The sequence below is a fragment of the Bradyrhizobium sp. LVM 105 genome, assembly GCF_003957705.1.
Classification (GTDB): domain Bacteria; phylum Pseudomonadota; class Alphaproteobacteria; order Rhizobiales; family Xanthobacteraceae; genus Bradyrhizobium; species Bradyrhizobium frederickii.
In genome coordinates, this window is the sequence record NZ_QZMV01000002.1 from 28,693 (window position 1) to 52,710 (window position 24,018).

The 24,018-nt window shown below is 64.4% G+C and carries 21 protein-coding genes; 7 read left to right on the top strand and 14 right to left on the bottom strand.

Features of this window, described 5'->3' with window-relative positions:
- Window positions 1-591: 591 nt before the first annotated feature.
- Window positions 592-795 (top strand): hypothetical protein, encoded by a 204-nt coding sequence (locus D6B98_RS05495; protein ID WP_235884665.1) that lies wholly within the window; start codon window positions 592-594, stop codon window positions 793-795.
- 28 nt (window positions 796-823) lie between these two features.
- On the opposite strand, the gene D6B98_RS05500 is transcribed toward D6B98_RS05495, so the two are convergent.
- The 10 genes from D6B98_RS05500 to D6B98_RS05550 form a co-directional block, all read right to left on the bottom strand.
- Window positions 824-1,825: a formate dehydrogenase subunit gamma gene (locus D6B98_RS05500; RefSeq protein WP_126255933.1), complete on the bottom strand. Its 1,002-nt coding sequence runs from the start codon at window positions 1,823-1,825 to the stop codon at window positions 824-826.
- A gap of 40 nt (window positions 1,826-1,865) precedes the next feature.
- Window positions 1,866-2,462, bottom strand: a complete 597-nt coding sequence (gene fdh3B, locus D6B98_RS05505) for a formate dehydrogenase FDH3 subunit beta (RefSeq protein WP_007592757.1) — start codon at window positions 2,460-2,462, stop codon at window positions 1,866-1,868.
- A gap of 13 nt (window positions 2,463-2,475) precedes the next feature.
- Window positions 2,476-5,418: a formate dehydrogenase subunit alpha gene (locus D6B98_RS39720; protein ID WP_164718419.1), complete on the bottom strand. Its 2,943-nt coding sequence runs from the start codon at window positions 5,416-5,418 to the stop codon at window positions 2,476-2,478.
- A 14-nt stretch (window positions 5,419-5,432) separates the two neighbouring features.
- Window positions 5,433-5,642, bottom strand: coding sequence for a twin-arginine translocation signal domain-containing protein (locus tag D6B98_RS05520; protein ID WP_008553089.1), 210 nt, complete (start codon window positions 5,640-5,642; stop codon window positions 5,433-5,435).
- A 29-nt stretch (window positions 5,643-5,671) separates the two neighbouring features.
- Window positions 5,672-6,451 carry a molecular chaperone TorD family protein gene (locus tag D6B98_RS05525; RefSeq protein ID WP_126255935.1) on the bottom strand — a complete coding sequence of 260 codons (780 nt, stop codon included), beginning with the start codon at window positions 6,449-6,451 and terminating at the stop codon, window positions 5,672-5,674.
- Window positions 6,452-6,583: 132 nt separating this feature from the next.
- Entirely contained in the window at window positions 6,584-7,189 is a 606-nt protein-coding gene (locus D6B98_RS05530) for a DUF3306 domain-containing protein (protein WP_126255936.1), read from the bottom strand.
- Complete coding sequence (locus D6B98_RS05535) at window positions 7,186-7,701, bottom strand: DUF3305 domain-containing protein (protein ID WP_126255937.1); 516 nt, start codon at window positions 7,699-7,701, stop codon at window positions 7,186-7,188. Before D6B98_RS05535 ends, D6B98_RS05530 begins: the two co-directional genes overlap by 4 nt.
- Window positions 7,698-8,705 carry a DUF6352 family protein gene (locus D6B98_RS05540; RefSeq protein ID WP_126255938.1) on the bottom strand — a complete coding sequence of 336 codons (1,008 nt, stop codon included), beginning with the start codon at window positions 8,703-8,705 and terminating at the stop codon, window positions 7,698-7,700. The genes D6B98_RS05535 and D6B98_RS05540 overlap by 4 nt, the downstream gene beginning before the upstream one ends.
- Window positions 8,702-9,241, bottom strand: coding sequence for a DUF6505 family protein (locus tag D6B98_RS05545; RefSeq protein WP_126255939.1), 540 nt, complete (start codon window positions 9,239-9,241; stop codon window positions 8,702-8,704). Before D6B98_RS05545 ends, D6B98_RS05540 begins: the two co-directional genes overlap by 4 nt.
- Window positions 9,238-9,978: a biotin/lipoate--protein ligase family protein gene (locus D6B98_RS05550; RefSeq protein ID WP_245481260.1), complete on the bottom strand. Its 741-nt coding sequence runs from the start codon at window positions 9,976-9,978 to the stop codon at window positions 9,238-9,240. Before D6B98_RS05550 ends, D6B98_RS05545 begins: the two co-directional genes overlap by 4 nt.
- 164 nt (window positions 9,979-10,142) lie before the next feature.
- Between D6B98_RS05550 and D6B98_RS05555 the strand changes: the two genes are divergently transcribed.
- Together D6B98_RS05555 and D6B98_RS05560 are read left to right on the top strand one after the other, a co-directional pair.
- Window positions 10,143-12,113, top strand: a complete 1,971-nt coding sequence (locus D6B98_RS05555; protein WP_126255940.1) for a 4Fe-4S binding protein — start codon at window positions 10,143-10,145, stop codon at window positions 12,111-12,113.
- A 48-nt stretch (window positions 12,114-12,161) separates the two neighbouring features.
- Window positions 12,162-12,461 carry a hypothetical protein gene (locus tag D6B98_RS05560; RefSeq protein WP_245481262.1) on the top strand — a complete coding sequence of 100 codons (300 nt, stop codon included), beginning with the start codon at window positions 12,162-12,164 and terminating at the stop codon, window positions 12,459-12,461.
- Window positions 12,462-12,565: 104 nt separating this feature from the next.
- Here D6B98_RS05560 and D6B98_RS05565 read toward each other — a convergent pair whose 3' ends face one another.
- Both D6B98_RS05565 and D6B98_RS05570 read right to left on the bottom strand, forming a co-directional pair.
- A complete protein-coding gene (locus tag D6B98_RS05565) occupies window positions 12,566-13,828 on the bottom strand; it encodes a c-type cytochrome (RefSeq protein WP_245481264.1) in 1,263 nt (420 codons plus the stop codon).
- Between the two features lie 749 nt (window positions 13,829-14,577).
- On the bottom strand, window positions 14,578-15,573 hold the full coding sequence (locus tag D6B98_RS05570) for a Bug family tripartite tricarboxylate transporter substrate binding protein (RefSeq protein WP_126255942.1): 996 nt from the start codon (window positions 15,571-15,573) through the stop codon (window positions 14,578-14,580).
- 242 nt (window positions 15,574-15,815) lie between these two features.
- On the opposite strand from D6B98_RS05570, the gene D6B98_RS05575 reads away from it, so the two are divergent.
- The gene (locus D6B98_RS05575) at window positions 15,816-16,952 is read left to right on the top strand and encodes a GNAT family N-acetyltransferase (protein ID WP_126255943.1); all 1,137 of its coding nucleotides are present in this window, start codon (window positions 15,816-15,818) and stop codon (window positions 16,950-16,952) included.
- A 26-nt stretch (window positions 16,953-16,978) separates the two neighbouring features.
- Here D6B98_RS05575 and D6B98_RS05580 read toward each other — a convergent pair whose 3' ends face one another.
- Window positions 16,979-18,196 (bottom strand): FAD-dependent oxidoreductase, encoded by a 1,218-nt coding sequence (locus D6B98_RS05580; RefSeq protein WP_164718420.1) that lies wholly within the window; start codon window positions 18,194-18,196, stop codon window positions 16,979-16,981.
- A 420-nt stretch (window positions 18,197-18,616) separates the two neighbouring features.
- Between D6B98_RS05580 and D6B98_RS05585 the strand changes: the two genes are divergently transcribed.
- The 3 genes from D6B98_RS05585 to D6B98_RS05595 all read left to right on the top strand — a co-directional run bounded on the left by D6B98_RS05585 (window position 18,617) and on the right by D6B98_RS05595 (window position 22,930).
- The gene (locus tag D6B98_RS05585) at window positions 18,617-19,963 is read left to right on the top strand and encodes a lipopolysaccharide biosynthesis protein (protein ID WP_126255944.1); all 1,347 of its coding nucleotides are present in this window, start codon (window positions 18,617-18,619) and stop codon (window positions 19,961-19,963) included.
- Window positions 19,964-20,189: 226 nt separating this feature from the next.
- Window positions 20,190-21,365, top strand: coding sequence for a glycosyltransferase family 4 protein (locus D6B98_RS05590; RefSeq protein WP_126255945.1), 1,176 nt, complete (start codon window positions 20,190-20,192; stop codon window positions 21,363-21,365).
- 29 nt (window positions 21,366-21,394) lie between these two features.
- Window positions 21,395-22,930, top strand: a complete 1,536-nt coding sequence (locus tag D6B98_RS05595) for a glucosamine inositolphosphorylceramide transferase family protein (protein WP_126255946.1) — start codon at window positions 21,395-21,397, stop codon at window positions 22,928-22,930.
- A 97-nt stretch (window positions 22,931-23,027) separates the two neighbouring features.
- Here the strand turns inward: D6B98_RS05595 and D6B98_RS05600 are convergent, their stop codons facing one another.
- Window positions 23,028-23,975: an ABC transporter substrate-binding protein gene (locus tag D6B98_RS05600; protein ID WP_126255947.1), complete on the bottom strand. Its 948-nt coding sequence runs from the start codon at window positions 23,973-23,975 to the stop codon at window positions 23,028-23,030.
- Between the last annotated feature and the right edge of the window lie 43 nt (window positions 23,976-24,018).

Below are 24,018 nucleotides of genomic sequence, written 5' to 3' on the forward strand. Positions count from 1 at the left end.
CCGTGAAGCGGATCACGCGCGGCCAGCGGCGATCACGGATCGAAGATTCACTCTTCGCATCCGAGTTCGACCCCATGGCCCGTCTCTCAATTCCTTTGCAGGCTCGCACTTCGCATTGATGGCCTTTGTCTTGTCAGCCCATCCGATTGCCAGCAATCTGCATCGCCTCTTTAGAAAGATGCTCTCGTGACGGCAACGCAAATGCGTGCATGGCGATTTAGAATGTCTCGATCATCTGCGATGTCGTCGAGTTGCGGCCTGGAAAGATTCCAAAGCTCTTCCTTGAAAGATTCCAAATCAGCGCTGTTGAAATTCGCAGAGAGAATAGAGAGCGCGATCGTCAAGGACGGATTCTCTTAGGCTTGAGCAACCTACTCTGAGGCTGAGCTCAAGTCCGACATTCGGCGCTCGCCTGCGGTGAACTTCGATTTGGTTTTCGTCTGCATCGGAAGCTCGAATCCTCATGCCCTGCGCGGAGCATGTTGGCCGCCTCAACGAACATGGAACCGATCGTTGTGAAGTGGCTCACATCGAAAAGGACAATCCGGATGTATTGGTCATGCCGGGTGGAAATGGCAGACGGAGATGCGCATGAAACGCGTCATGCTCTCGCTCATTGCAGCCCTGGTTCTGGCCGGAGCGGCCAGCACCATGCTCAAATCGCACGCCCTGTTCGGCTCCGCTCAGAGCGGCATGGCCTCCATTCAAGACATGCAGAGAGGTCAAGCGGCCCGGCTCCCCGAACAGGACATCCAGGACCGTTCCGTCTTGTTTGGCAAAGCGCCGGCCCCATAGCCGGCTGCCCGGTTTCAGGCTGCGCGCCCTACTCCGCCGCCGCGGTTGCGGGCTGCGGTTGTCCGTCGTTCGGTCCCGTTCGCGCGTTCTGCTCCTCGAGCCAGAGCCTGTGGTGCTCGCGCGCCCAGTTGACGTCGACCTCGCCCGAGCCCATGGCCTCGAACGCACCTTCCATCCCGATGGTGCCGATATAGATGTGCGCGATCATCGCCGCGACGAACAGGACCGCCACGATCGAGTGGACGATCTGGGCCATTTGCATGCCCTCGATCCCCGTGCCGTAGAACGGGAACATCAGCGCATAGCCGGACGCTGCGACGAGTCCGCCGCCGATCACGACGATCCAGTAGATCATCTTCTGTCCGCCATTGAAGCGGTAGGCCGGAGGATGGTCATGTCCGATCAGGCCGCCGCCGCGCTTCGCCCATTCGATATCCACCTTGCTCGGGATATTGCCGCCGATCCACATCAGGAAGATCAGGACGACGCCGATGGTGAACGGGAAGCTCAGATAATTGTGCGCGTATTTGGCCCATTGCGACCATTCCGAGAACGCCTCGAAGCCGATCAGCGGCAACAGCAACGGCCGCCCGAACGTGATGTTCAGCCCGGAAATGGCAAGGACGATGAAGCAGCTTGCCGTCAGCCAGTGCACGAACCGCTCGAACGCGTTGAAGCGCACGATGGTGCGGCCCGACCGTCCGGCTTCGAGACGCACCATCCCGACGGTGAGATAGAAGATCACGATGGCCGCAATCATGCCGAGGATGGCAATGCCGCCGATCCAGGGCAGCGTCACGTTGCGGAATTCCCGCCACTCCCGTCCCTGCGGCTGCTCGAGAACGCCCGATCGCTGATCGGGAATGCTGACGCGTCCCTGAATCCGGTTGAGCTCCTGAAGAAGCTGCTGCTCCTTGACCGCGCTTGCGGTCGGATTGACCTGTTGTGCGCCCGCGGGCACCGCCATGACCAAGAGAAGCAGCGCCCAGGCGCCCAACGCCAGACGAACGAACCTTCCAAACGACGCCATGACGTCCTCCCCGGTATTGCGCGCCCTTCGACTGCCCATGTCAGGACTCGATCGTCTCGCGATATGCGGTCTTCCAGCCCCAGGCGCCCGAGCCGTAGCCGCGCTTCATGACGCGCTCCTTGTAGATCTGCGCAATGATCTCGCCGTCGCCTGCGAGCAACGACTTAGTCGAGCACATCTCGGCACACAGCGGCAGCTTGCCTTCGGCCAGCCGGTTCGCGCCATATTTCTCGTATTCCTCCTTGCTGCCGTCGGCCTCCGGACCGCCGGCGCAATAGGTGCATTTGTCCATTTTGCCGCGAGAGCCGAAGTTGCCGACCTTCGGATATTGGGGAGCGCCGAACGGGCAGGCGTAGAAGCAATAGCCGCAGCCGATGCAGAGATCCTTGGAGTGAAGCACGACGCCGTCGGCGGTGGTGTAGAAGCAGTTGACCGGGCACACGGCCGCACAGGGCGCGTCCGTGCAGTGCATGCAGGCCATCGAGATCGATCGCTCCCCCGGCTTGCCGTCGTTGATGGTGACGACGCGGCGCCGGTTGATGCCCCACGGCACCTCGTGCTCGTTCTTGCAGGCGGTGACGCAGGCGTTGCACTCGATGCAGCGATCAGCGTCGCAGAGAAATTTCATCCGAGCCATGTGCGTGCTCCTCTCAGGCTGCGACGATCTGACAAAGCGTGACCTTCGGCTCCTGCATGCCCGTTGCAGGATCGTAACCGTAGCTCGTGATCGTGTTGGCGCTCTCGCCCAGCACGATCGGATCGGTGCCGGCGGGATAGTTCTTGCGCAGGTCGGCGCCGCCGAGCCAGCCGCCGAAATGGAACGGCATCCAGGCGACGCCCTTGCCGACGCGTTCGGTCACCAGCGCCTTCATCCTGGCGCGCGAATTGTTTTCGGCGCCGCTCACCCAGACCCAGCCGCCGTCCTTGATGCCGCGATCGGCGGCATCAGCCGGGCTGATCTCGATGAACATGTCCTGCTGCAATTCGGCGAGCCAGGGATTGGTGCGGGTCTCCTCGCCGCCGCCTTCGTATTCGACGAGGCGTCCCGAGGAGAGGATCAGCGGGAATTGCTTTGCGATGCCCTTCTCCACCGCCGCCTTCTGCACGGAGAAGCCGATATTGGGCAGGCGGAACTGCTTGGCATCGGGCAACGTCGGATATTTCTCGACGAGGTCGACGCGCGGCGTGTAGATCGGCTCGCGATGGACCGGGATCGGGTCCGGCAAGCCGAACGCATTCATGCGCGCCTTGCCGTTGCCGAAGGGCACGCAGCCGTGCTTCAGCGCGACGCGCTGGATGCCGCCGGAAAGGTCGAGCGCCCAGGATACCGCATCCGGATTGGCCGGGTTGACCCTCTGGATCGTCGCCATTTCGGCTTCGGTCAGATCCGTGTCCCAACCAAGCTTCTTCAGGCTCGCCAGCGTGAACTCGGGATAGCCGTCCTCGATCTCCGAGCCCTTGGAGAAGGATTTGTCGGCGAGCAGGCTCACCTTCCGCGTCGTGCCGTCCGGCAGCTTTTCCTCGCGCTCGATACCGAAGCGTGGGCGGAACGCGCCGCCGCCATCCATGACATGCAGGTTGTTGTTGTAGAGCAGCGGCGAGCCGGGATGCTTCACCTCGGGTGAGCCCCAACACGGCCAAGGCAGGCCGTAATAGTCGCCGCCGACTTCCGGATCGTCCTTCGGCGCGCGCATCGTCACCAGGTCGAACTTGTGCTGGTTCTTCATGTGCGCCTTGATGCGCTCCGGCGACTGGCCGCAATAACCGGTCGACCAGCTTCCGCGGTTGATCTCGCGCAGCACGTCCTCGGCGACGGGGAGATTGTTCTCGACCTTGATGTTCTTGAACATCTTGTCGGCGAAGCCGAACTTCTTCGCGAGCAGATAGATGATCTCGAGGTCGTCCTTGGATTCGAAGATCGGCTTGACGATCTGCTCGCCCCACTGCATCGAGCGATTGGAGGCGACGCGCGATCCCGTGCATTCGAACTGCGTGGCGACGGGCAGAATGTAGACGCCATCCTTGCGTCCCGCCTCGACCGCCAGAGACGCCCACGTCGTCGGGTGCGGATCCGCGATCACCAGCAGCTCCAGCGCCTTCAGGCCCTTCAGCGATTCGGGAATACGGGTTATGCTGTTGCTGGCATGGCCTTGCACGAAGACGGCCTTGACGTTGTCCTTCTGCGCGACGTCGGCCTTCGGCAACAGCGCGGCGTCAAACCACCGCGTCAGCGGGATGCCTGGGGTCTCCATCAGCTTCTTCTCGTCGAAGCGGGAGACCAGGTACTCGTAATCGACCTCCCAGACCCGCGACCAGTGCTTCCAGGCTCCTTCCGCAAGGCCGTAATAGAACGGCAAGGTCACGATATCGAGGCCGACGTCGGTCGCGCCTTGCACGTTGTCATGGCCGCGCAGGATGTTGGCGCCGGCGCCCGCCTTGCCGACGTTGCCGGTCATCAGCAGCGCGATGCAGCTCGCGCGCACATTGGCCGTGCCGACGGTGTGCTGAGTCTGCCCCATGCACCAGATGATGGTCGCGGGCTTGACCGTCGCGAACGTCTTGGCGACGCGCTCGAGCTGCGCGGCGGGCACGCCGGTGACGCGCTCGACCTCTTGCGGATTCCACTTCTCGACTTCCTTGCGCAGGTCGTCGAAACCGTAGACGCGCTGGGCGATGAACTCCTTGTCCTCCCAGCCGTTCTTCAGGATGTGCCACATCATGCCGTAGAGGACGGGAATGTCGGTGCCCGGACGGATCCGGACATATTCAGTGGCATGCGCCGCGGTGCGAGTCAGGCGCGGATCGAAGACGATGAAGTTCGCCTTGTTGAGCTCCTTGGATTCCAGCAAATGCTGCATGCTGACGGGATGCGCTTCCGCCGCGTTGCTGCCGATGAACAGCATCGTCTTGGAGTTGCGCATGTCGTTGATGCTGTTCGTCATCGCGCCGTAGCCCCAGGTGTTGGCGACGCCGGTGACGGTGGTGGAATGACAGATTCGCGCCTGATGGTCGGTGTTGTTGGTGCCCCAGAACGCGCCGAGCTTGCGGAACAGGTAGGCTCCTTCGTTGGTCATCTTGGCCGAGCCGAGCCAGTAGACCGAATCGCTGCCCGACTTCTCCCGGACCTGAAGCAGCTTGTCGCCGATCTCGTTCACCGCGGTGTCCCACGACACACGCGTCCACTGCCCGTTGACGAGCTTCATCGGATAGCGCAGCCGGCGATCGCTGTGCACCAGCTCGCGCACCGAGGCGCCCTTGGCGCAATGCGAGCCGCGGTTGATCGGCGAATCCCAGCTCGGCTCCTGCCCGATCCAGACTCCATTGAGCACTTCCGCCGTCACGGTGCAGCCTACCGCGCAGTGCGTGCAGATGCTCTTCTTGACCACGGCGCCAGCCGCGAGCGGGCCGGCAGCGGCCGCTTCCGCCTTCCGCACGCTGGCGACAGGCATGGCACCCAGCGCGGCGAGAGCGCCGCCGGCGAGGCCGGACCTGCGCAGGAACGTACGGCGGTCAAGTCCGCCGCCCTGGCCCGCCAGGGATTCGGCGACGGAGCCGCGGCGATCGGACCGCTGGTGTGTTCGCTTGATAAGCACGGGCAGCCTCCCTCTCAGGCCGGATAACGGTTGACGCGGTAGAACGTCTTGACGTGATCGGATTCCTTGTAGCGCGCCTTGCGCTTTTCATCGTTGTTCTCGCTGTCCGCCTGCGCGGACCCGACGAGCGGCGTCGCAAGCGTCGCGCCGGCGCCGACCGTGCCGATGCCGACCTTGCGAAGGAAATCGCGGCGTCCGACCTTTGCTTTCGTCTCGTCACTCATCGCATCTCTCCCGGACCGACCCGCGTCGATCAGTTGGCGAATGTGAATGCTTCCGTCTCAATCTCGATGAAGGTGCGCCCGAGCGCGCCGACCGTCCGATAGAAGTTGACGTTGCCGGCACTCTCCATGTCGGCGAACAGCCGCCCCATCCAAGGTGACACGTGCTTTTCGAAGAATGCGCGCTGCGCCTCGGGCGAAGCATCGAAGCTGCCGTCGGCAAGTCCCGACATGACCTCGCACAGGATGGCGGCGTGATCCTCGGGTTCGGAATTGTTGGCGAGCCGCTCGATGCCGAGCGCCGTCAGATCGGCGCGCAGGCGCGACAACGGTCGTTCGTTCAGAAAGCCCGTCAGGTAATAGGAGGCGTAGGGCAACAATTCGCCGCGGCCTAGCCCGACGAACAGATCGAAATACTCGCGCTCGACTTGCGCTGCGACCGCGCTCGCGGCGGCATCGGCCAGCGCCGCGTGTGCGCGCCCGAGCGGCGTTGCGTCACCTGTCAGCGCCGCGAGACGATCGAGCAGACGTTTCGACGGAGGCGCAGACAGCAGCGTCGCCAGCAGCGCGTATTCCTGCGCGCGCGCCGCGTCGATGGGATCGACGAGTTCGGCCGAACCGGCTTGTTCGCCATAGAGATCGGGCCGCAGATCATTCCGGGAGACGCCCGTGGCGGATTCGACTACAACCACCCGTTGTGCGGGTACGCGGGTCCAATTCGACACCGAGGGCTGGCTGATGCCTATTTTACGCGCAAGTTGAGCGATGCCGCCCGCGGCATCGATCGCGCGATCAAGCCCGTCATCACGCACGTGGACCTCCCATCCAAGTCCCGTCTGCTTGATTATCGCTTTTGTTACAAAGCACTAGGTAAGCGTAATCCTGGTTCCGCGGGCGGTCAATCGCTCCTCATAGGCTTAGCCTATAGCCTTTGGTCGCGTTGCTCAGCGCGGCAACGCACCACCATGCGTGCGAGTCCTGATCGGTTCAGCAAGGTCGGCCAACCGGTCAACCGCCGCCGGTTGCGTTGCAACAGGAATTGCCAATGGGTCGGTCGCGTCCGACGGCTCGGTGACATCGGCGGTCGCTGCGGCATCGGCTTGATGCAATTGCGGCAAAGAATCCGCTGCCCCGACCTCGGGAGCGGATTGGAGTGCCTCACGCACGCCGCCGACGACGCGATCGACCAGCGCGGCCAGCTCCTCCGAGGAGCAATCCAGTGGCCCAAAGCCGGGCATCGCAGTCGGGTCGTTGAAGTCCCACGCATTCTCCGCAAGCCCGACGAAGTCGCGAATGGCGGGATCGGTCGCCCAGGCGCGGCGAAGAGCCGCACGGCTCAACTCCTGTGGAATGTTCTTGCGCAGGAAGGCGGTGATGTCGGTCGCCGCATTGATGTCGTCGATCGACGGCAGGCTGGAGAGATCAAGCTCGCTCTCGGCGTTCCCGGTCTCGGCCGCCGGCGTGGGCTGTGTCTCGGCAGGCTTCGCCGGCTCCGCTCGCGATTCGCGCTTGCGGCGGGACCACCGCGAAAGGAACTCCTCCTCGCTCATTCCTGTCCGCCTTCAGGTTCGCGCCGCGCCAGCGCCTCCGGGTCGGCGCGGCGCCGCTTGCGCTTGACGAACTCCCGCTCGACATGATGCTCGGCAACGAACTTTTCAATTGTCTCAAGCAGGGCCTCCGGCATCGGCACCGCCTCGACCAGATTGTCGCCGGCTTCGGTAAAGCCCTCACCCTCCGCAGGATCGGCGGTCACCGCCGCAACCGCATAGGGCCAGACGCCTTCCGATGGCGACAGCACGGTCCATAGGCTTGGATTGCCTGACGCGAGATTGTCGCGATAGCGCGCCGTTTCGGAGGGATAAAGCTCGATGGCGGCGCTTCCGGCATAGAACAGGGTGGTGTCGTCCTGCTCGCGAAGCACGGTCCAGGGTGTTGTGGCCGGCTCGTTCGGCAGCACGGCGATCCCGCGCCAGACGAAGTCGACCCAGGGCGAGGCAGCCTTGCGCCGCTCGACCACGACGCCGACGGGAATCGAGAGGGTCGGCAACGCCGCAGGGCTCATGTCGCCATCTCCAGACGTTTCACCGGCAGCCCGGTCAGCAGGTTCTGCGGCTTCAACCGAAGCTTCTGATCGGGCGTCATCGACAGGATCAAGTAGACGGGCTCAGCCCCGACATCGTCGAGCGCCTGGCTGGAATCCGCAAAGGTCAGCCGGAACAGCGCAAGCACGCGGTCGGCGCTGCGCTCGTCGAGCTCTTCGCCGCGCCAAAGACGGTCGCCAAGCCTGGTGGCGTCGGCGTCGAGTCCGACATACCAGGTCAGCCTGGCGTCCTGCAGTGCCCGCAGCGGCTCGATCGTCACGTCGATACCGAGCAGATGGGATACCCAGCGCGTCATCGCCAGGGCCAGCGCCGCTGGTCCACGCCCGTCTGGCGTGAGGTCGAGCGCCATGTCGAACTGGTCGCTGCGCTGCCAATAGGCCTGCGCATTATCCTCGCTCAACACCTCGACCGTCGCATCGATGGTCGCCCCCAGCATCGACATCAGAGAGAGCACCGGGGTCGGGCTCCGGCCGCCGACGATCTCCTCGTCGCCGAGCAACAGGGCCTGCTCATGCGGCAGGACGCGCTGGATCCGGAAGAACAGCTCGGCCGCGCGCAGCACGAACGGATCGTCGCAGCCATCGAGCGCGTTGCGCAGGATGACGTGCACGAGCTGGTTGACGAACAGCGGCGGCAGATCGTTCGCTCCGGATCGTACGAATGCCAGATAGGCGGCTTCGAGCGTCGGATGCCGCACCAGGAGATCGCGAAACGCCAGCACGAAGCGCCAATTCTCCCGGGCATCGGCGTCGACGATCCCGGCGATCTCGTCAGCGCTGACCAGGCGCCGCGGCTCGGCGAGCAGTTCGCGGTGCAGCCGGCGTTCGACCGGGCACGCGTCCTCCGGCGGCATCAGTTCCGGACGGGCAAAATAGGCCTTGAGGAACTCATCGGTGACGCGGAGCCCGCCGCCCTCGTCGCGATCGAGCAGGTGATGACCGCACGCGATCCAGAAATCGTTCATCTGTCGGTCGGCTCCCGGCCCAGATCCGCAAGCTTGAGATCGCCGTCGGGCTGGACGTCGTCCTCCATTTCCATGAACGAGAACGCCTTGCCGTGGCCCTGCCCGTCGCGGAGCTGCAGCCGGCGGAAGGATTCGCGCACCTCGCCATCGCTTGAGCTGCGGTGCACTGCAATAAGCGAGCTGATCGGATGGCTGCACAGCGACTGGGCGAATGCGACCTCTTCTTCCGCGGCTGTCCTCGCGGCAGCCATGTCCGGCGCGCCGAAACGATCGACCAGCTGCCTGGCCAGGAGCTCGATCAGACTGTGACAGTCATCCGCGGTGGCCGGCACGATTTGCGCCAGCGTCGACCAGCCCCAGGATTGCACCCCGAGGAAGCCGCCCCGAAACGCCGCGCGCTCCTTGCCTTCGAGCCGGGCGCCGTCGCGGTCCCAGAAGCGGAAGGCGCCGGAGACGGCCCATTCGCCCGGCTCCGCGGCCACGTCGAACACGAAGGTGTCGGAGGGATCGAGCGCGATGGTGCGCAGGAGCTTCACAGGCGCGGTCCTCCAAGTGAGGGATCGAGCCAGGACGGCGTCGCGAGCGCCTGCACGAGGTCGCTTCGCTCGACCCGATCCGTCCCGATGCGGCGTGTCAGAACATCGCCGCGATCGTCGATGCGCTGCATCGTCTGCCGTTCGCGCGGCATCCGGGTGAGATAGTCGCGCGCGAGGCTGTCAAAGCCGTCGACCCGCCAGCGATCCAGCGCCAGCATCAGGTGCCGGGCGAAGCTCTCCGTGATCTGCACGGCGCCGACCTCGCCAAAGCCTTCCTGATCCAGGGCCGAGGCCAGCGGGTGAACGCCGGGATCGTCATCGCTCATGGCCACCGTCCGGATCATGGCTGCGAATACCAGCCAGGGCGGCGGCGCATCCTCGTCGGCATCGGACGGCCATCCCATCCGGCCGCCGCCAACCAACCCGCCGTCGATCCTGACCGCATCGGGCCAGCCGATCGTGATCGGCTTGCTCGGCGGCGCATAGGCGCGAAGCGCATCGGTGAGCGCGACCATGCCGGCGTAGAACGCGCGCCGCGCGCTGCGCAAGGGCTCGGCCGGCTCGAGCACGACGGCGAACTCTGCGAGGTCGAAGCGGCCGACATAGACGAGCGTACCGGCGCCGCTTTCCGGTGCAATGCGGCATGCGTGGGCAAAAGCGTCGCCACTCTCGCGCAGCCGCACCAACGTGAACGGCGGCGGCAGGCGGATCGGTTCCGCCAGGGAAACATGGCTCACTGGGGTCGACGGCAGACCGTCCTCCGCTTTCCTTTTCTTCCCGATGGATAATGTCTATACGAGGCAAGGGGCCGGCGCGAGTCCATCGTCGGCGCCCGAATGGCGGAGGGGTTAACCTGGAGCAGCCAGCGAAGACCGTCCTGATCTGCTCGTGCGAAGGCACGATGCGCCTCGACGCGGCCGCGATCCGGCGCGGATGTCCGAGCAGCGAGATCAAGAGCTTCAGCCATCTCTGCGGTGCGGAGCTCGATCATTTCCGCAAGATCGCGGCGACAGAAGGCGCCTTGACCGTCGCCTGCACGCAGCAGGCTGCGCAATTCTCGGACGAGGCCGGCGACCGGCCCGATGCGATCAGTTTCGTCAATATCCGCGAAGCTGCCGGCTGGTCGCGCGATGGCGCGCGCGCCGGCCCGAAGATGGCCGCCCTGCTCGCGTCCGCTTCCGTCCAGGCACCGGACTATCCGCTCGTCACCTTGTCGAGCGAGGGCGTGGTCCTGATCTATGGGCGCGATGAGGCCGCGATCGAGGCCGGCCGCCTGCTGGCCGATCATCTCGACGTCACGGTGATGCTGAAGCAGCTCGACGACATGGCGCCGCCGGCGGCGACGGTCTTCCCGATCGTGAAGGGGACGATCCGCTCCGCGAAGGGGCATTTCGGCGCCTTCGAGCTTGCGATCGACGACTATGCGCGTCCCCGCCCCTCCTCGCGCGATCGCTTCGTGCTGGATGCGGCGCGAAGCGGCGTCACCTCGCGCTGCGACATCGTGCTCGATCTTTCCGGCGATAGACCGCTGTTTCCCGCTCACGACCTGCGCGACGGCTATCTTCGCGCCGACACGAAAGATCCCGCTGCGGTGCTGCGCGCCGTGCTGACTGCCCGCGATCTCGTCGGCAGCTTCGACAAGCCGAAATATGTCAATGTCACGCCCGCTCTTTGCGCCCATTCGCGCTCCAAGCGCACAGGCTGTCATCGGTGCCTCGATCTCTGCCCGACCGGGGCGATCACCCCCGTCGGCGATCATGTCGCGATCGACCCGAACATCTGCGCGGGCTGCGGCCAATGCGCGGCCGCCTGCCCGACCGGCGCTGCATCCTACGCGCTGCCGCCCGCCGATACGCAGCTGCAGCGAATTCGCGCCATGCTGCTCGCCTACCGCGAGGCCGGCGGCGCGAACGCCGTGCTGCTCTTTCACGACAGCCCGCACGGCACGCCGCTGATCGATGCGCTGGCGCGTCACGGCGACGGCCTGCCGGCGAACGTGCTTCCCTTTGCCGTGAACGAGCTGACCCAGCTCGGGCTCGAGGCGATCGTCGGCGCCTTCGCCTATGGCGTCTCCGCCGTGCGCTATCTGCTGCGCGCCAAGCCGCGCCACGACGTCACTGGACTGTTGCAGACGATCGACATGGCCGAGGCGATCCTCGACGGTCTCGGATTTGCCGGCCGCCGCCTCGCCACCATCGAAACAGACGATCCCGATGCGCTCGGCGAGCATTTGACTGACATCGGCACGCTCGCGGCCGTCGCGACGCCCGCGACCTTCAAGACCGTGGGCAAGCGGCGCGACCTCTTGCGCTTCGGATTGAGCGAGCTGCATCGTCTGGCGCCGAAGCCGGTCGACGTGATCGCGCTGCCGCAGGGCGCGCCGATCGGCGCGGTCCGCGTCGATGCCAGCGGCTGCACGCTGTGCCTCTCCTGCGTCTCGGCCTGCCCGACCGGCGCGCTACGGGACGATCCCGACCGGCCCGTGCTGAAGTTCATCGAGGACGCCTGCGTGCAATGCGGGCTGTGCGAGAGCACCTGTCCCGAGAAGGTCATCAGCCTCGTGCCGCAAATCGATTTCCGCGCCGCCCGCGCGCCCGCCGCTGTTCTCAAGGAGGAGGAGCCCGCGCTCTGCGTTCGTTGCGGCACGCCGTTCGGCGTGAAGAGCACGATCGACCGCATCGCAGCCAAGCTTGAAGGCCGCCATTGGATGTATCCGGCCGGCGACAAACGGATCGAGACGCTCAGGATGTGCGCCGACTGCCGCGTCATCGTCACCAGCGAGCAGCAATTCGATCCATTCAAGGGCGTTCCGGAACGAACACCGCCGCGCACCACGGACGACTACCTGCGCCAGCGCGAGGGCAAGGACTAGACAAGACCACCAGACTCAAGGGGCAGGAAACCAGGGGGAAGCATCACCATGTCTCGTTTGATCGCAGCTCTGTCGACGTGCATGATCTCCATCGCTCTCGGCGGAGGAGCGGCCGAAGCTGCCGCTCCTCCGCTGACGAAGGCGCAGAAGGTCGCCGTGAAGCAGGCGATCGTCGGCTGCAAAGCCGAGGCCAAGGGCAAGAAGATCGCATGGCTGTCGCGCCGCAAATACGTCAACCATTGCGTCGCGGAGGCGCTCAAGGAGCACCCCGGCATCGACGTCATTCAGATCCTCAAGCAACATCAGGAGATGAGGGATCTTCCGATGGACAATTGGGATTCGATCTGAGCGGCGGCTAAAGCGCGATGCGACTGGGATGAATCGTCATCGCGCTTTAGGTTGTTGTTCAAGCATGATCCGGAAAACCGCTGCGCACTTTTCCGGATCATGCTTTAGCGCGACGTCACGCGGCCAAGGAAATCGGTGAGCGCGCGGCGATCCTCGGCCGAGCCGATGCGCTGCTCCGGCATCCTGGTGCCAGGGGTGTAGGCGTTCGGTCCAATTTCGAACAGCTTTGCAACCGTCTCTGGCGTCCAGATGATGTCCATCGACTTCAGGGCATCGGAGAAACGGTAGCCCGGCAGCGATGCGATCTTGCGGCCATACAATCCTGCAAGCGTCGGACCCGCGCGCTGCACCTCCTTCTCCGACAGCGTATGACAGGCAACGCACGCCCGGAACACGTCGGCACCATGATCGCCGGCATAGGCGGCGAGAGGATCGGGCGGCAATCCTGCCAGGATCGAGCCGATGGGATCGCCGGTGCGCGCATTCCAGCGTCTGATCTTGCCGTCCGCACCACCGGTCAGCAGCGTCTCGCGATCCGGCAGGAAGGCGACCGACCATACCGGCAGACCAGGTCCAACCAGCGTTCGCAACAGGCTGCGCGACTTGCGATCGATGATCGCCACCGTGCCGCCGATGCCGGCCGCAGCGATCAAGGTGCCGTCCGCCGACATTGCCAAAGCCACCACCGGCGTGGGACTGGCCGCGACCTCGCCGCTGACTTTGCCCTCCCTGCTCAGCATGCGCAGCCTGCCATCGACCGCAGCGGTGACGATTTCACCATCCGGCGCCACGGCCACGGCGTTCAGCGGCGCCGGCAACGTCACGGTTTCAGGCTGGCCATCCGGTAAATGCCAGATGCGCAGCGCAAGATCGTAGCCGACGCTGACAAGCCTGCCGTCCGGCGTGAAGGCGACGCCGTTGACGTTCTGCGAATGCCCTTCGAGCACACGCGACGTGCCGTCCGATAGCGACCAGAGCCGCACCGTCCGATCCCACGATGCCGATGCGAGAAGCGATCGATCGGGCGACACGGCAAGCGCCACGATCGGCGCGACATGTCCCTCCAGCACGCGGTCCGGCTGCGGCCGGCCCGCCGTCCAAATCGCAATCCGTGCGTCCGCGCCGGCCGTTATCATGCGGCGGTTCGTCAGCAGGACGACCGCATTGACGCCATCAGCATGATACCTAAGCACTTGCTCTGCGCTATCCGTCCTGAGGGACCAATGGATGGCCGACGTGTCGAAGCTCCCGGACAGAAGCTCGTCGCCGTCGGGGGAAACGGCAAGCGCCCGGACGGGGCCACCGTGTCCCGCCAGGTCGGCCTGCGCGGATGCGACGGCAAAGACGGCCCACAGTGCGGCAGCCATCGTCGCGCACAAAGGTGATCTGGTCATTCCCGGCCGGCCCTGGTCACATGCACGCTCTCAAGATTGCCAGAAGCGCCGGCAGAGATGAATATCGGAACCGGCCTACTTGGCCGGCGCCGTCGTGGTTTTCGACGATCCCTCTGGCGCAGCCTGCATTCCAGGCGGACTCTGACCTTGCGGACTTTCGGCGGGGGCGCCACCCGACCCCGTATTGATCGGGCCGGTCCAGCCTTGCGGCTGTCGCTGGCCCTTGTCCTCGGGCGGGGTTTGCGCAGCCGATGAGCCGGATTGTGCGGGCTGCGCGTAGACGCTTCCGGAAAGGCAAAGTGCTGCGAAGAAGGACGTTGTCAGCAATTTCACGCGGAATCCTCCCATGTCCGTACTGAAATGGGCCAAGCCGCCTTCCGTTCCGAAGCGTGCACCGCAATAACCGACTTTTGGCATCGCCCGGACTAGTTTCCAACTGGTCACACCAAGGATGTATCGTATAGATGGCTTGATGTTCCAATCGAGAGAGTCTGAAGATGAAGGCCTTTTTGCTTGGCTGTGTCGTGGCCTTATTGATGGCGATTGCGGGGATGGTGGTCTTGAACGGAGTCCAGGAGCCCGTCGCCCAAGCGTTCGCTACGACCGGCGTGCGTCTCTGACATCGCGCCAACATGGCTGGATCGAATCCGAGCGCCATGCGGTCCGGGCTCATGTCGGAACGAGCGCTCTAAAGCCCACATTATGACGTCGGCAAGCTCATCTCAGTCACGCTTCAGCCCGATCGCCTTGACGACGGGAGCCAGGCGGGCCAGTTCGTCCTCGACCAGGCGCTGAAACTTGTCGGGACCTGAATCGACGTCAGGCTCCAGACCTTGCGAACGATAGCTTTCCTGCAACTTTGGATCGGCCATCGCCGTACGGGTCGCCGCAGCGATCCGCTCCACGACCGTATCCGGGGTCGCTCTTGGAGCGAACAAGCCGAACCAGCCGGCGTATCCGAGGCCGGGCATGCCGGCCTCAATCACCGTCGGAATGTCCGGCGCGCCGATCAACCGCCGATCGCTCGTCACGGCGATCAGCCGCAACTTGCCCGCATGATGCAATTGCAGGATCTGGCTCGAGACCACCGCAATCACCGAAGAAATCTGGCCGCTCACCAGGTCGTTGGTCGCGGGCCCCATGCCCCGATAGGGGACATGGATGAAGTCCGCCCCGAGGCCGGATTGCCGTCTGAACATCTCCCCGACGAGATGATTGCCGGTGCCGAGCCCCGGCGTGCCGTAGGAGAGCTTGTCCGGATTGGCCTTGGCAAAAGCTGTCAGCTCCCGCAGATCCTTCACTGGCAGGGACGGATGAACCGCGAATGCAAGCGTGCTGGTGATCAGGCGGTAGACGGCGCGAAAATCACGAACCGCGTCATAGGCCGGCTGAGCCGAAGACAGCGGGATCAATACTTGGGTGCTGCCATTGCCGAGCAGAAGCGAATAGCCGTCGGGTGCGCTCTGCGCCACCGCGGCGGAGCCGATCGCGCCGCCCGCGCCGCCGATATTCTCGACATAGATCGGCCCCAGCAGCGGGGCAGTCCTGTCGGCCCAGGGACGGCCGATCTGATCGCCCGCGGCGCCGGCCGTATAGGGAATGACCAGCCTGATGGGCCGGGAGGGGTAATCGTCAGCGGCTGCGCCAGCGGGCCAGGCAGCCAGCGCCGCGATCCGTGCCGCCGCATCGAGCAATTCTCGTCGTGAGAAGAGGGACATTGTCTGCGCATTCAGGACTGTGCCGGCGATGTTACACGAATGACGAGGTCTGGAAATCCACCGCGATCGTGCAACAACATCCAGACGGATCCGAGATTTAAGACTTTGATAACGATACGAACGTGGTTGAGCGCATTGATGCAAATCGCACGCCGCCGGTGTCTCGCCCGTAACGACCCTGCTATAAAGCGCAGCTACGGCTCGATCGATCTTCGCGAACTGCCTGGTGTCCTTGATTGCGCATGAACAAGCTAAGCAACACGTTCGACGTCGGCATCGAGCAGTCGTTCGACTTTCTATCCCCGGAATATGCCGGGCTGTTTGATCGCTCGGCCGCGACCGCGTTCCAGCATCCGATCTGGCTGCACAGCCTCTACGCCAGGCTCGCCTCGCATGCCGGCGCGGCACCGCTGGTCGTCGTGGTCCGCCACCGCGCGACGGGGGCACTTGCGATGGTGCTGCCCCTGCTGCGGATCCGGCGCGGTCCGATCCGAACGGTCGAGTTTGCCGATCTGCGCGTCTCCGACTACCTGGCACCGGTTTGCAGCCCGGAGGTGTTTTCGCAACTGCTCGACGACTCGGAGGCATGCGCGCAGATCCGCCGCCTCGTTCGCCCTTTCGAGCTGCTGCGAATGACCAAGCTGCCCGACAGCCGGCTTCCGATCGAAGACCTCCTGGCTGCATCGCGCCGCGTGTCGATGGACACCAATGCCTACGCGACGGTTCTCGTCGCACCGTTCGAGCAATGGCGCGCCAGTGCGCTCGATCGCTCCTATCAGAAGGAGCTTGCAAAGAAATATCGCCAGCTCCAGAAGAAGGGCGCGCTGAGCTTCTCATGCTGCAACGACAGCGCCTCCGTGCTCGAGACGATGGAGGTGATGAAGAGGTTTCGCGGTCCGCGCTTTCAGGCACAAGGCGACGGCGACCTGCTTCAGCGTCCCGAGTATTTCGGCTTCTATTCCGACGTGGCCCTTCGTGGTCTCGGCAGCTTCGTACGCCTCTACGCCATGAAGATGGACGGCGAAGTGATCGCGGCCGTGCTCGGACTGTGCCATCGGGACAGCTTCCTCGTCATCATGAGCGCCTTCGACATTGCCGGGTACAAGAGCCAGTCCCTCGGCGCTCTGATGTTCGAGCAGGTGGCGCGGGACTGTATCGAGCGCGGCGATCAGATGCTCGATTTCACCATTGGTGACGAGCCATACAAGAAATTGTTCGGCGGGCAGCCGTCGCCGATGTGGGCGGTCACGCAGGTCGGCAGCCCCGCAGGCGCCGTCGCCCTGTTCGCGCTGAATCAGGCGCCCTGGCTGAAGCTGGCGGCCAAGCGGCTAGCGGATTTGCGGCTCCCTCCTGCCCGCACGCCGACGCCTACGCGCTGATCCGGCGGCGGGCGAAAGACGCAGGCTCAGGCGCGCAGCGCGCCGCGAACACGCCCGAGCCAGCCCGGATGCATCTGATCGACACGGTGTGTCAGGCTGCGCCGCAGGAAGTGCAATCGGCGCCGGACATCCCAGCCGATATCGTTACGGGACGTCAGGGCCTGGCGAAAGCGCGCCATCTTCAGCGACTGCTGGTCCGCCGCGATCTTGTCGCGGTCAGCATAGAATTGCGAGATCTTCTCCAGGCCCATGCCTGCGGTCATGAGCCATTGCGGCACGTATTCGGTGCAGAGGCGGTCGACGTCCACGAGCAGGCGGGCGACACCCGTTCCGGCCGCGGGACAATTGGTCTGGAACGCATCGCCGATGAGCACGATTCCGGGCCGGAGATGCCCCTCGACGACGGTCAGATCCATCACCCAGTTCTGGACGCGATCGGTCACACGGAAATCACCGAGGTAGCTCCGCAATCCCGGCAGCAGGCGCAAGATCGTCGCCTCCGGTTCGCGGCGCAACTCGCGCATAACAGGATCGGTCGGGTCGCGGAACATGAAGAGATTGGCCCGCATGCCGGCGCGGACGGGAAACAGGCTGAGATAGTCGATGCCGTCCGCCGTGCGCTCGCCATAGCAGGTCAGCGCCTCGAAATCGAACGGACGACCATCCTGGCGGACAATCGTGAAGCCGAACGACACCGAATGGCGCTCGGCCAGCACGCGCCGCCTGATCCCGAGCTTGTAAGCGAGAGCTCCCGCCATGCCTGTGGCCAGGACGACGAGGCGCGCGGTCACTTGCCGTCCGGAGGCCAGTTCGAGATGCTGGACGTCGTCGCTGCAGCTGATCGCCGTGACCTCGTCGACGATCAGGCCGGATGAATCGGGCATCTGGCTACGAGCCATGGCCACGAGATCGGCATAGGGAAACCCGTAGGCCTGGCCGACGCTGACATCGACCACCTTGCCTTCCCGGATATTGAGCACCTGATCATATCGACAGGCGACCTTGTCGAGCGCGTCGAGGAAGCCCAGCTTGCGGAGCATCGCCAATTGATGCCCGCCGATCTTCTCGACCCGGAATTCGTCCGGATAGACCGCGCGCTTGTCGATCAGAGCGACGCGATGCCCTGCCCGCGCCAGCACGGCTGCCGCAAGCGATCCCGCAAGGCCGCCACCGACGATTGCGACGTCCGAGTCGATGGTTGCGGTCTCGCCCCCGTCGACCGGCTCGGTCACGGTTCTGGTCATGGCTCCGGCTCCCACGGTTAACGGCGTCTGCAGTGCAATTCTCTCGCCTGATGTCGCATCGCAGGACGAGGTGCGAACATTTCCTGAGATTGAGGTTAATGACCGGAAGCGCCCAGTTCGCCGACTCGCCGCGGCACGCGTCTTGCTGTCCCGAATCCATTCTGCGCGCGAGCCCAAGATCGCGCCTTCTCAGTCGTCGATGCGGCGCCATGCCGTCAGTCGCGCGACCTGGAACTCGCAGATGTTGGACAATGGAGACAGCGATGTTCCAGAACGAAGCAACCGGCATCACTGCGATATCGCCGCGACCGCCGAAATCCTCCAGCTCGTCCATTAACACTCGCGTTTGCTCGACATGCTAGGTTCTCGCCGGTATCGGAACATGTCTCGTCAGGGGAAGCGCAGCCCCTTAACCCTTCCATGATCGCATCCATTCTCCAGTTCATGCGGCGCGACGTCACGCGCGGTGTTGCCGGGACCATCCTGCTCAAGGTTGGCAGCGGCGTGCTCGCGTTCGCATTGTTCTCGCTGGCGGCGCGGACGATGTCGCCTGACGGCTTCGGCATCTTTGCGACCTGGCTTTCGGTCGCGCAGATTGCAGCCGTCGTGGGACTGGTGGGCCAGGAATCCTTGCTGGTGCGATTCCTGAACGAATATCAGGTCGGCGAAAGGCCGGACCTTACCAAGGGCGTCCTTAAATCGAGCTTGAAGATCGCCTCGCTCGCAATGCTGATCGTGATCGGCGGGATCGCGATCGTCGCGAGCATGAGAGGCAACTGGTGGCTGCTGATCCTTGCGGTGTCGGCCTACACGGCCGTCAATGCCGGATTGATGCTCGGAAGCCAGATCGCGCGCTCGCTGGTCAGCATTCTCATGGGCGAAGGAAACCGCGAGTTCCTTTGGCGGGCCATCGTCGTCCTGTTCCTGCTCGTCATGCTGCTCGTCCATCGCCAACTCGATCCAGCCGAGATGTTCGCGGCGATGACGATCGCCATGTCGGTTGGCCTTGTCGCACAGATCGTATCCGTCGCGCGCGTGCTGCCGGATCTGCGCAGGACGCCGGCGCGCTCGGAGACGTCACGCTGGCGATCGAGTGCCCTGCACTTCTGGATCGCATCGATCCTCGAAGTCGCCAGCCAGTATCTCGACGTCATCCTGGTCTACTGGATGCTGGATCCGACGACCGCAGGAGTCTACTTTGCCGCCTCGCGCCTCGCCAACATTTTCGCCATGGTTTCCGCGGCGCTTTACACGTTCGGTGCGCGCCGGCTCCCGTCGCTGTATTTCAGCAAGAACCTCAGAGAATTCGAGCGGACCTCGCGCTTGATGGCGGAAGTGACTGCGCTGTGCGTCGTCGCCGGTCTCGCCACGATCTGGATCGGCGGCCCCTATCTCCTCAACCTGTTCGGACCTCATTTCGCCGAGCAGCATTCGGTCCTGATCGTGCTCGCAATCGGAACCGCCATCCAGGCGGCGGGCGGCCCGGCTGCTGCGATCCTGCAGCTGACCGGCCATGAACGAATCTATGTGCCGGTTGTCGCCGCCAACGTCGCGCTGCGGCTCGTCGGATTTCTCGTCCTGGTCCCCTTCCTCGGCGTGCTTGGCGCGGCGATTTCGACGACCGTGTCGCTCGCGCTCGCGACCATCGCCCTGAACGTCCTCTGCCGCCGGCGCAGCGGGGTGGATCCCTCAGTTCTCGTGCTCTTGCGCTTCCCTGCATCGAGGCGTGGCAATTACGCAGTTCGCAGCGCGGACTCGCGTGACTAGGTGTCGTCACGCGCCGCTCGCGTTATCAGCAGTTGCGCGCAGGATCGATTGGTTAACGCGCCTTCTGTGCGCCAGTCGCAAGCCAGCGGAAATGCTGCGCGAACCACGGCGTCGCAATGAGGTCGCATTAACTCCGTTTGTTGCTAGCCGGTGTCCGCGGGATGCCCGCATGATAGGTACGGAGTTAAGAAGGTGAAGATTTCGTTGCTTTAGCGGGTCGGGATCCGTGCTCCATTATCAGCCGAACAAGGACTTGGGCGAGACGAGCGCGACGGCACCTGCGCGGCCGAACGGCAATGGGCGAAAACTCCACGTGCTTCTTGCGCAAACCCAGGCCGAGAACGCCGGTGCACAGGAGATCTCCCGGCTGCTCGGCGCCGGGCTGACCGCGCGCGGTCACCGGGTCACCAATCTGTTCTTCTTCCGCAAATCGGACTCCTTTGACGAGCCGCCCGCCACGCTCTACTGCGCGCCGAGCCGGCCGGGCAATCCGCTGGCGCTGCTGCGGATGCTGTGGACGCTCGGCCGCCACATCAGAACCACCAGGCCCGACGCCGTCTTGACCTTCCAGCATTTCGGCAACGTCATCGGTGCCGGCGTCACGCGCCTCGTCAGCCGGGCACCCGTCGTCGCCAATCAGGTTTCATCCGCGCTGGCGATGAGCTGGCCGGTCCGCACCGCCGACATCGCCATGGGCAGCCTCGGCTTCTTCGACTGCATCACGCTCAATTCGCAGGACATGGAGCGCGAATATTCGCGCTATCCCGCCGCCTACCGGTCGCGCATGGTGCATGTGCCGCACGGCTTCGACGACAAGGCCCTCACCCTGTCGAAGGAGACTGCACGAGGTCAATTCAATCTGCCGCCGGAGCGCGTCCTGCTCGGCTGCGCGGCACGGCTGCATCCGCACAAGCGACTCGATCTGGCGATAGGTCTGCTGCCCGATCAACCGACCTGGCATCTTGCGTTGGCCGGCCAGGGAGCCGACGAGGCGCGGCTGAGGCGGCTGGCGAACGACTTGAACGTCTCGGACCGCCTGCATCTGCTGGGGGAGATCCCTCCCGGCCGGATGGCCGACTTCCTCGCTTGTCTCGACGTGTTCGTCTTTCCGACCCAGGCCGAGACCTTCGGTCTGGCCGCGGTGGAGGCCGCAAACGCCGGTGTTCCCTCAGTCGTGACCGATCTTCCCGTCCTGCGCGAAGTGTTGTCCTACGAGGGCAGACCGACTGCACTCTTCGTCGATGCCTCCGATCATGCGAAGCTCTCCGCGGCGGTCTCCAGGCTGGTAACCGACAAGCAATTACGTGACGAGCTGCGACAAAACGCCAAAGGCCTGCGGCTGCGCTATTCGGTAGATGCCATGGTCGAGGAATACGTCCGAATTCTCGACCGGGTCGTTTGACCTGATACGTCGGAACAGATTGGCTCGACATGATCATCGAGTTTCGCTGTGAACGAGAATACGCGCGGCGGTGGATGCGCCGCGAGACGCTGTCGATCGACGGCCGGGATGTTCCGGTTCAAATCGCCTGGACGGCAAATGCCGAGCCGCGGCCCGCGGGTCTCGACACTCTCTTCGAGCTCGAACGTCTGGTGTTGCACAAGGGCAAGCCCAGCGGTGCCAACAGGCTCGACAGCATTCCGGAGCGCACGCGGGCTCATCCCGAGACCGCCGACGTCATCGTCGATTTCACCGGTACCGCGCGCGATCCGGGCAGCGCCGCCCGGCTGTATCTCCGTCCGCTGTTCAATGGAGTTGCAGGCGAGAATGCCGCGCTCGCCGCCATTCTGGCCGGCGACCTGCCGGTGATCGAGATCGTCAACGAGGTCGACGGCTCGGTCGTCGATCGCGGCCATCCATCCGGCGAAATTGCCGCAGGCCTCAGCGGCGCGCTCGAAACCGTCATGGCGCGAACCCTGACCATGGTGGCGGCGATCCTGTCGGGAAGACCGCGCATCGTGCCGCAACTGGCGCGCCCCGCCGGAGCAGGCGTCAGCCGGCAGCCGACGGCCTATGTCGTGCGCGGCCTCGCCGTATCGATCGCCAAGGAGATCTATCGTCTCTGCTGCTATGCCCCGCATTGGCATATCGGATGGCGCTTCAATGACGGAGCGGGCGTCTGGCAGACCGGCGATCTGTCGGGTCCGAGCTGGAACGTTCTGAAAGATCCCGGAAACCACTTCTACGCCGATCCGTTTCCGATCACGTGGCAGGGACGAACATTCGTCTTCTTCGAAGACCTCGATCACCGCGTCGGAAAAGGCATCATTTCGGCGGTCGAGTTCCGTGACAACGGACCGGTCGGCGAGGCCGTGCCGGTGCTGGAGGAGCCGTGGCATCTCTCCTATCCGTTTCTGATCGAACACGATGGCGCCTTGTGGATGATCCCCGAGAGCTCGACCAATGGTGACGTCGCCCTCTACAAATGCGTCCGCTTCCCGGACAAATGGGAGCGGCACGCGACGCTGCTGTCGGGCCTCGAGCTGGCCGACGTGACGATCACGCGGCACGATGGCCTGCATTATCTGTTCGGCGCCTGGCGCGACGGGACCGGCGGCTACTCGGATTCGCTGGCGATCTATTACGCGGAGCACCTCCTGGGGCCTTGGCTGCCGCATGCCAGCAATCCGGTCCTGATCGACCGCGCGAGCGCGCGGCCGGCAGGGAATTTCGTCACGATCAACGATAAATTGTGGCGCCCGGTCCAGAACTGCGCCGACGGATACGGCGCGGCGCTCGCCCTGGCGGAAGTGGTCGAGCTGTCGCCGACGGCCTTCAGGCAGACCGTGCGCCATTGGCTGAAGCCCGGACCGGCATGGCCCGGCAGGAAGCTCCACACCCTCAATCGCTGCGGCCGGCTCGAGGTGATCGACGGCTCGCGCGTCCAACCCAAGACGAGCGCTTTTGCCAGCAAGTCTCTGTCGACCATGTTGCCCGCGCGAACCAATCCTTCCGCCGCGCGCTGACGCGGATCAGCGCGAGCCTTCGGCCATGACGCCACGGGCGGCGTGAATCAGACACACCGCCCGCGATTTCGTAGTTTGCAGCCTCAGCAAGGGAAGCTTACTGCGAACGATCCGAGGTCCAGCCCTTGTACTGGGCGACGTTGTCCCTCGTCACGAGCTTGGACGGCAAAAGCTCGACGGTCGAGGCCGGCTTCTGGCCGTTGAGGATACCGACACCGACCTGCACGGCCCGCCGCGCCATGAAGAACGGGTCCTGCGAAGCCGAGGCCTGGATCTGCGGCGACTGCGGATCCTTCAGCGCGGCCTCGATATCGGGCGCGCCGTCGACCGCGGTGATGATGATGCCGCTGCGGTTTTGCTGGCGCGCCGCAAGGTCGGTGCCGATCGCCTGGGGATCGTTGATGGCGAAGATGGCATCGATCTTGGGGAAGCGGGTCAGATAGCCCTGCGCGACGGTGAGGCCGCCTTCGCGCGAGCCCTTGCCGTCCTGGTCGCTGGACAACACCTTGATGCCCGGATTCTTCGAAAAGACGTTCTTGCAGCCGACGACGCGATCGATCACGGCGGAGACCTGCGGCCCGTTCTCGATGATGACGTCGCCCTTGCCGCCGAGCTTGTCGACGATGTACTGGCAGGAGATCTCGCCGGCCTGCACGTTGTTCGTGGTCACGGTGGCATCGGCGCCTTCGGCCGCGGTGTCGACCGCAACGACGACGATGCCCGCGGCTTGCGCCTTCTTGATCGCCGGCCCGATCGCCTTGGGATCGCCGGGGTTGAGCAGGATCAGATCGACGCCGGCGGCGATGAAATTGTCGATCTGGGTGACCTGCTTGCCGAGATCGTATTCGAAGCCGACCGCGGTGATCTTCACGTTGGGATTGGTCTTCTTTGCCTCGAACTCGGCGCCCTTCGACAGCGCGACAAAGAACGGGTTACCCATCGACCCCAGCGAGACGCCGATCGACTTGAGCTCCTTGGCCGAGGATGGCGCGGTGCTAAGAACAAGCGCCGTCGCGGCGCCGGCGAGCATGATCGTCTTCAACATGGACTTCCCTCCCTGGTCTGTCTTCATTCCCGGCACGGCAGAC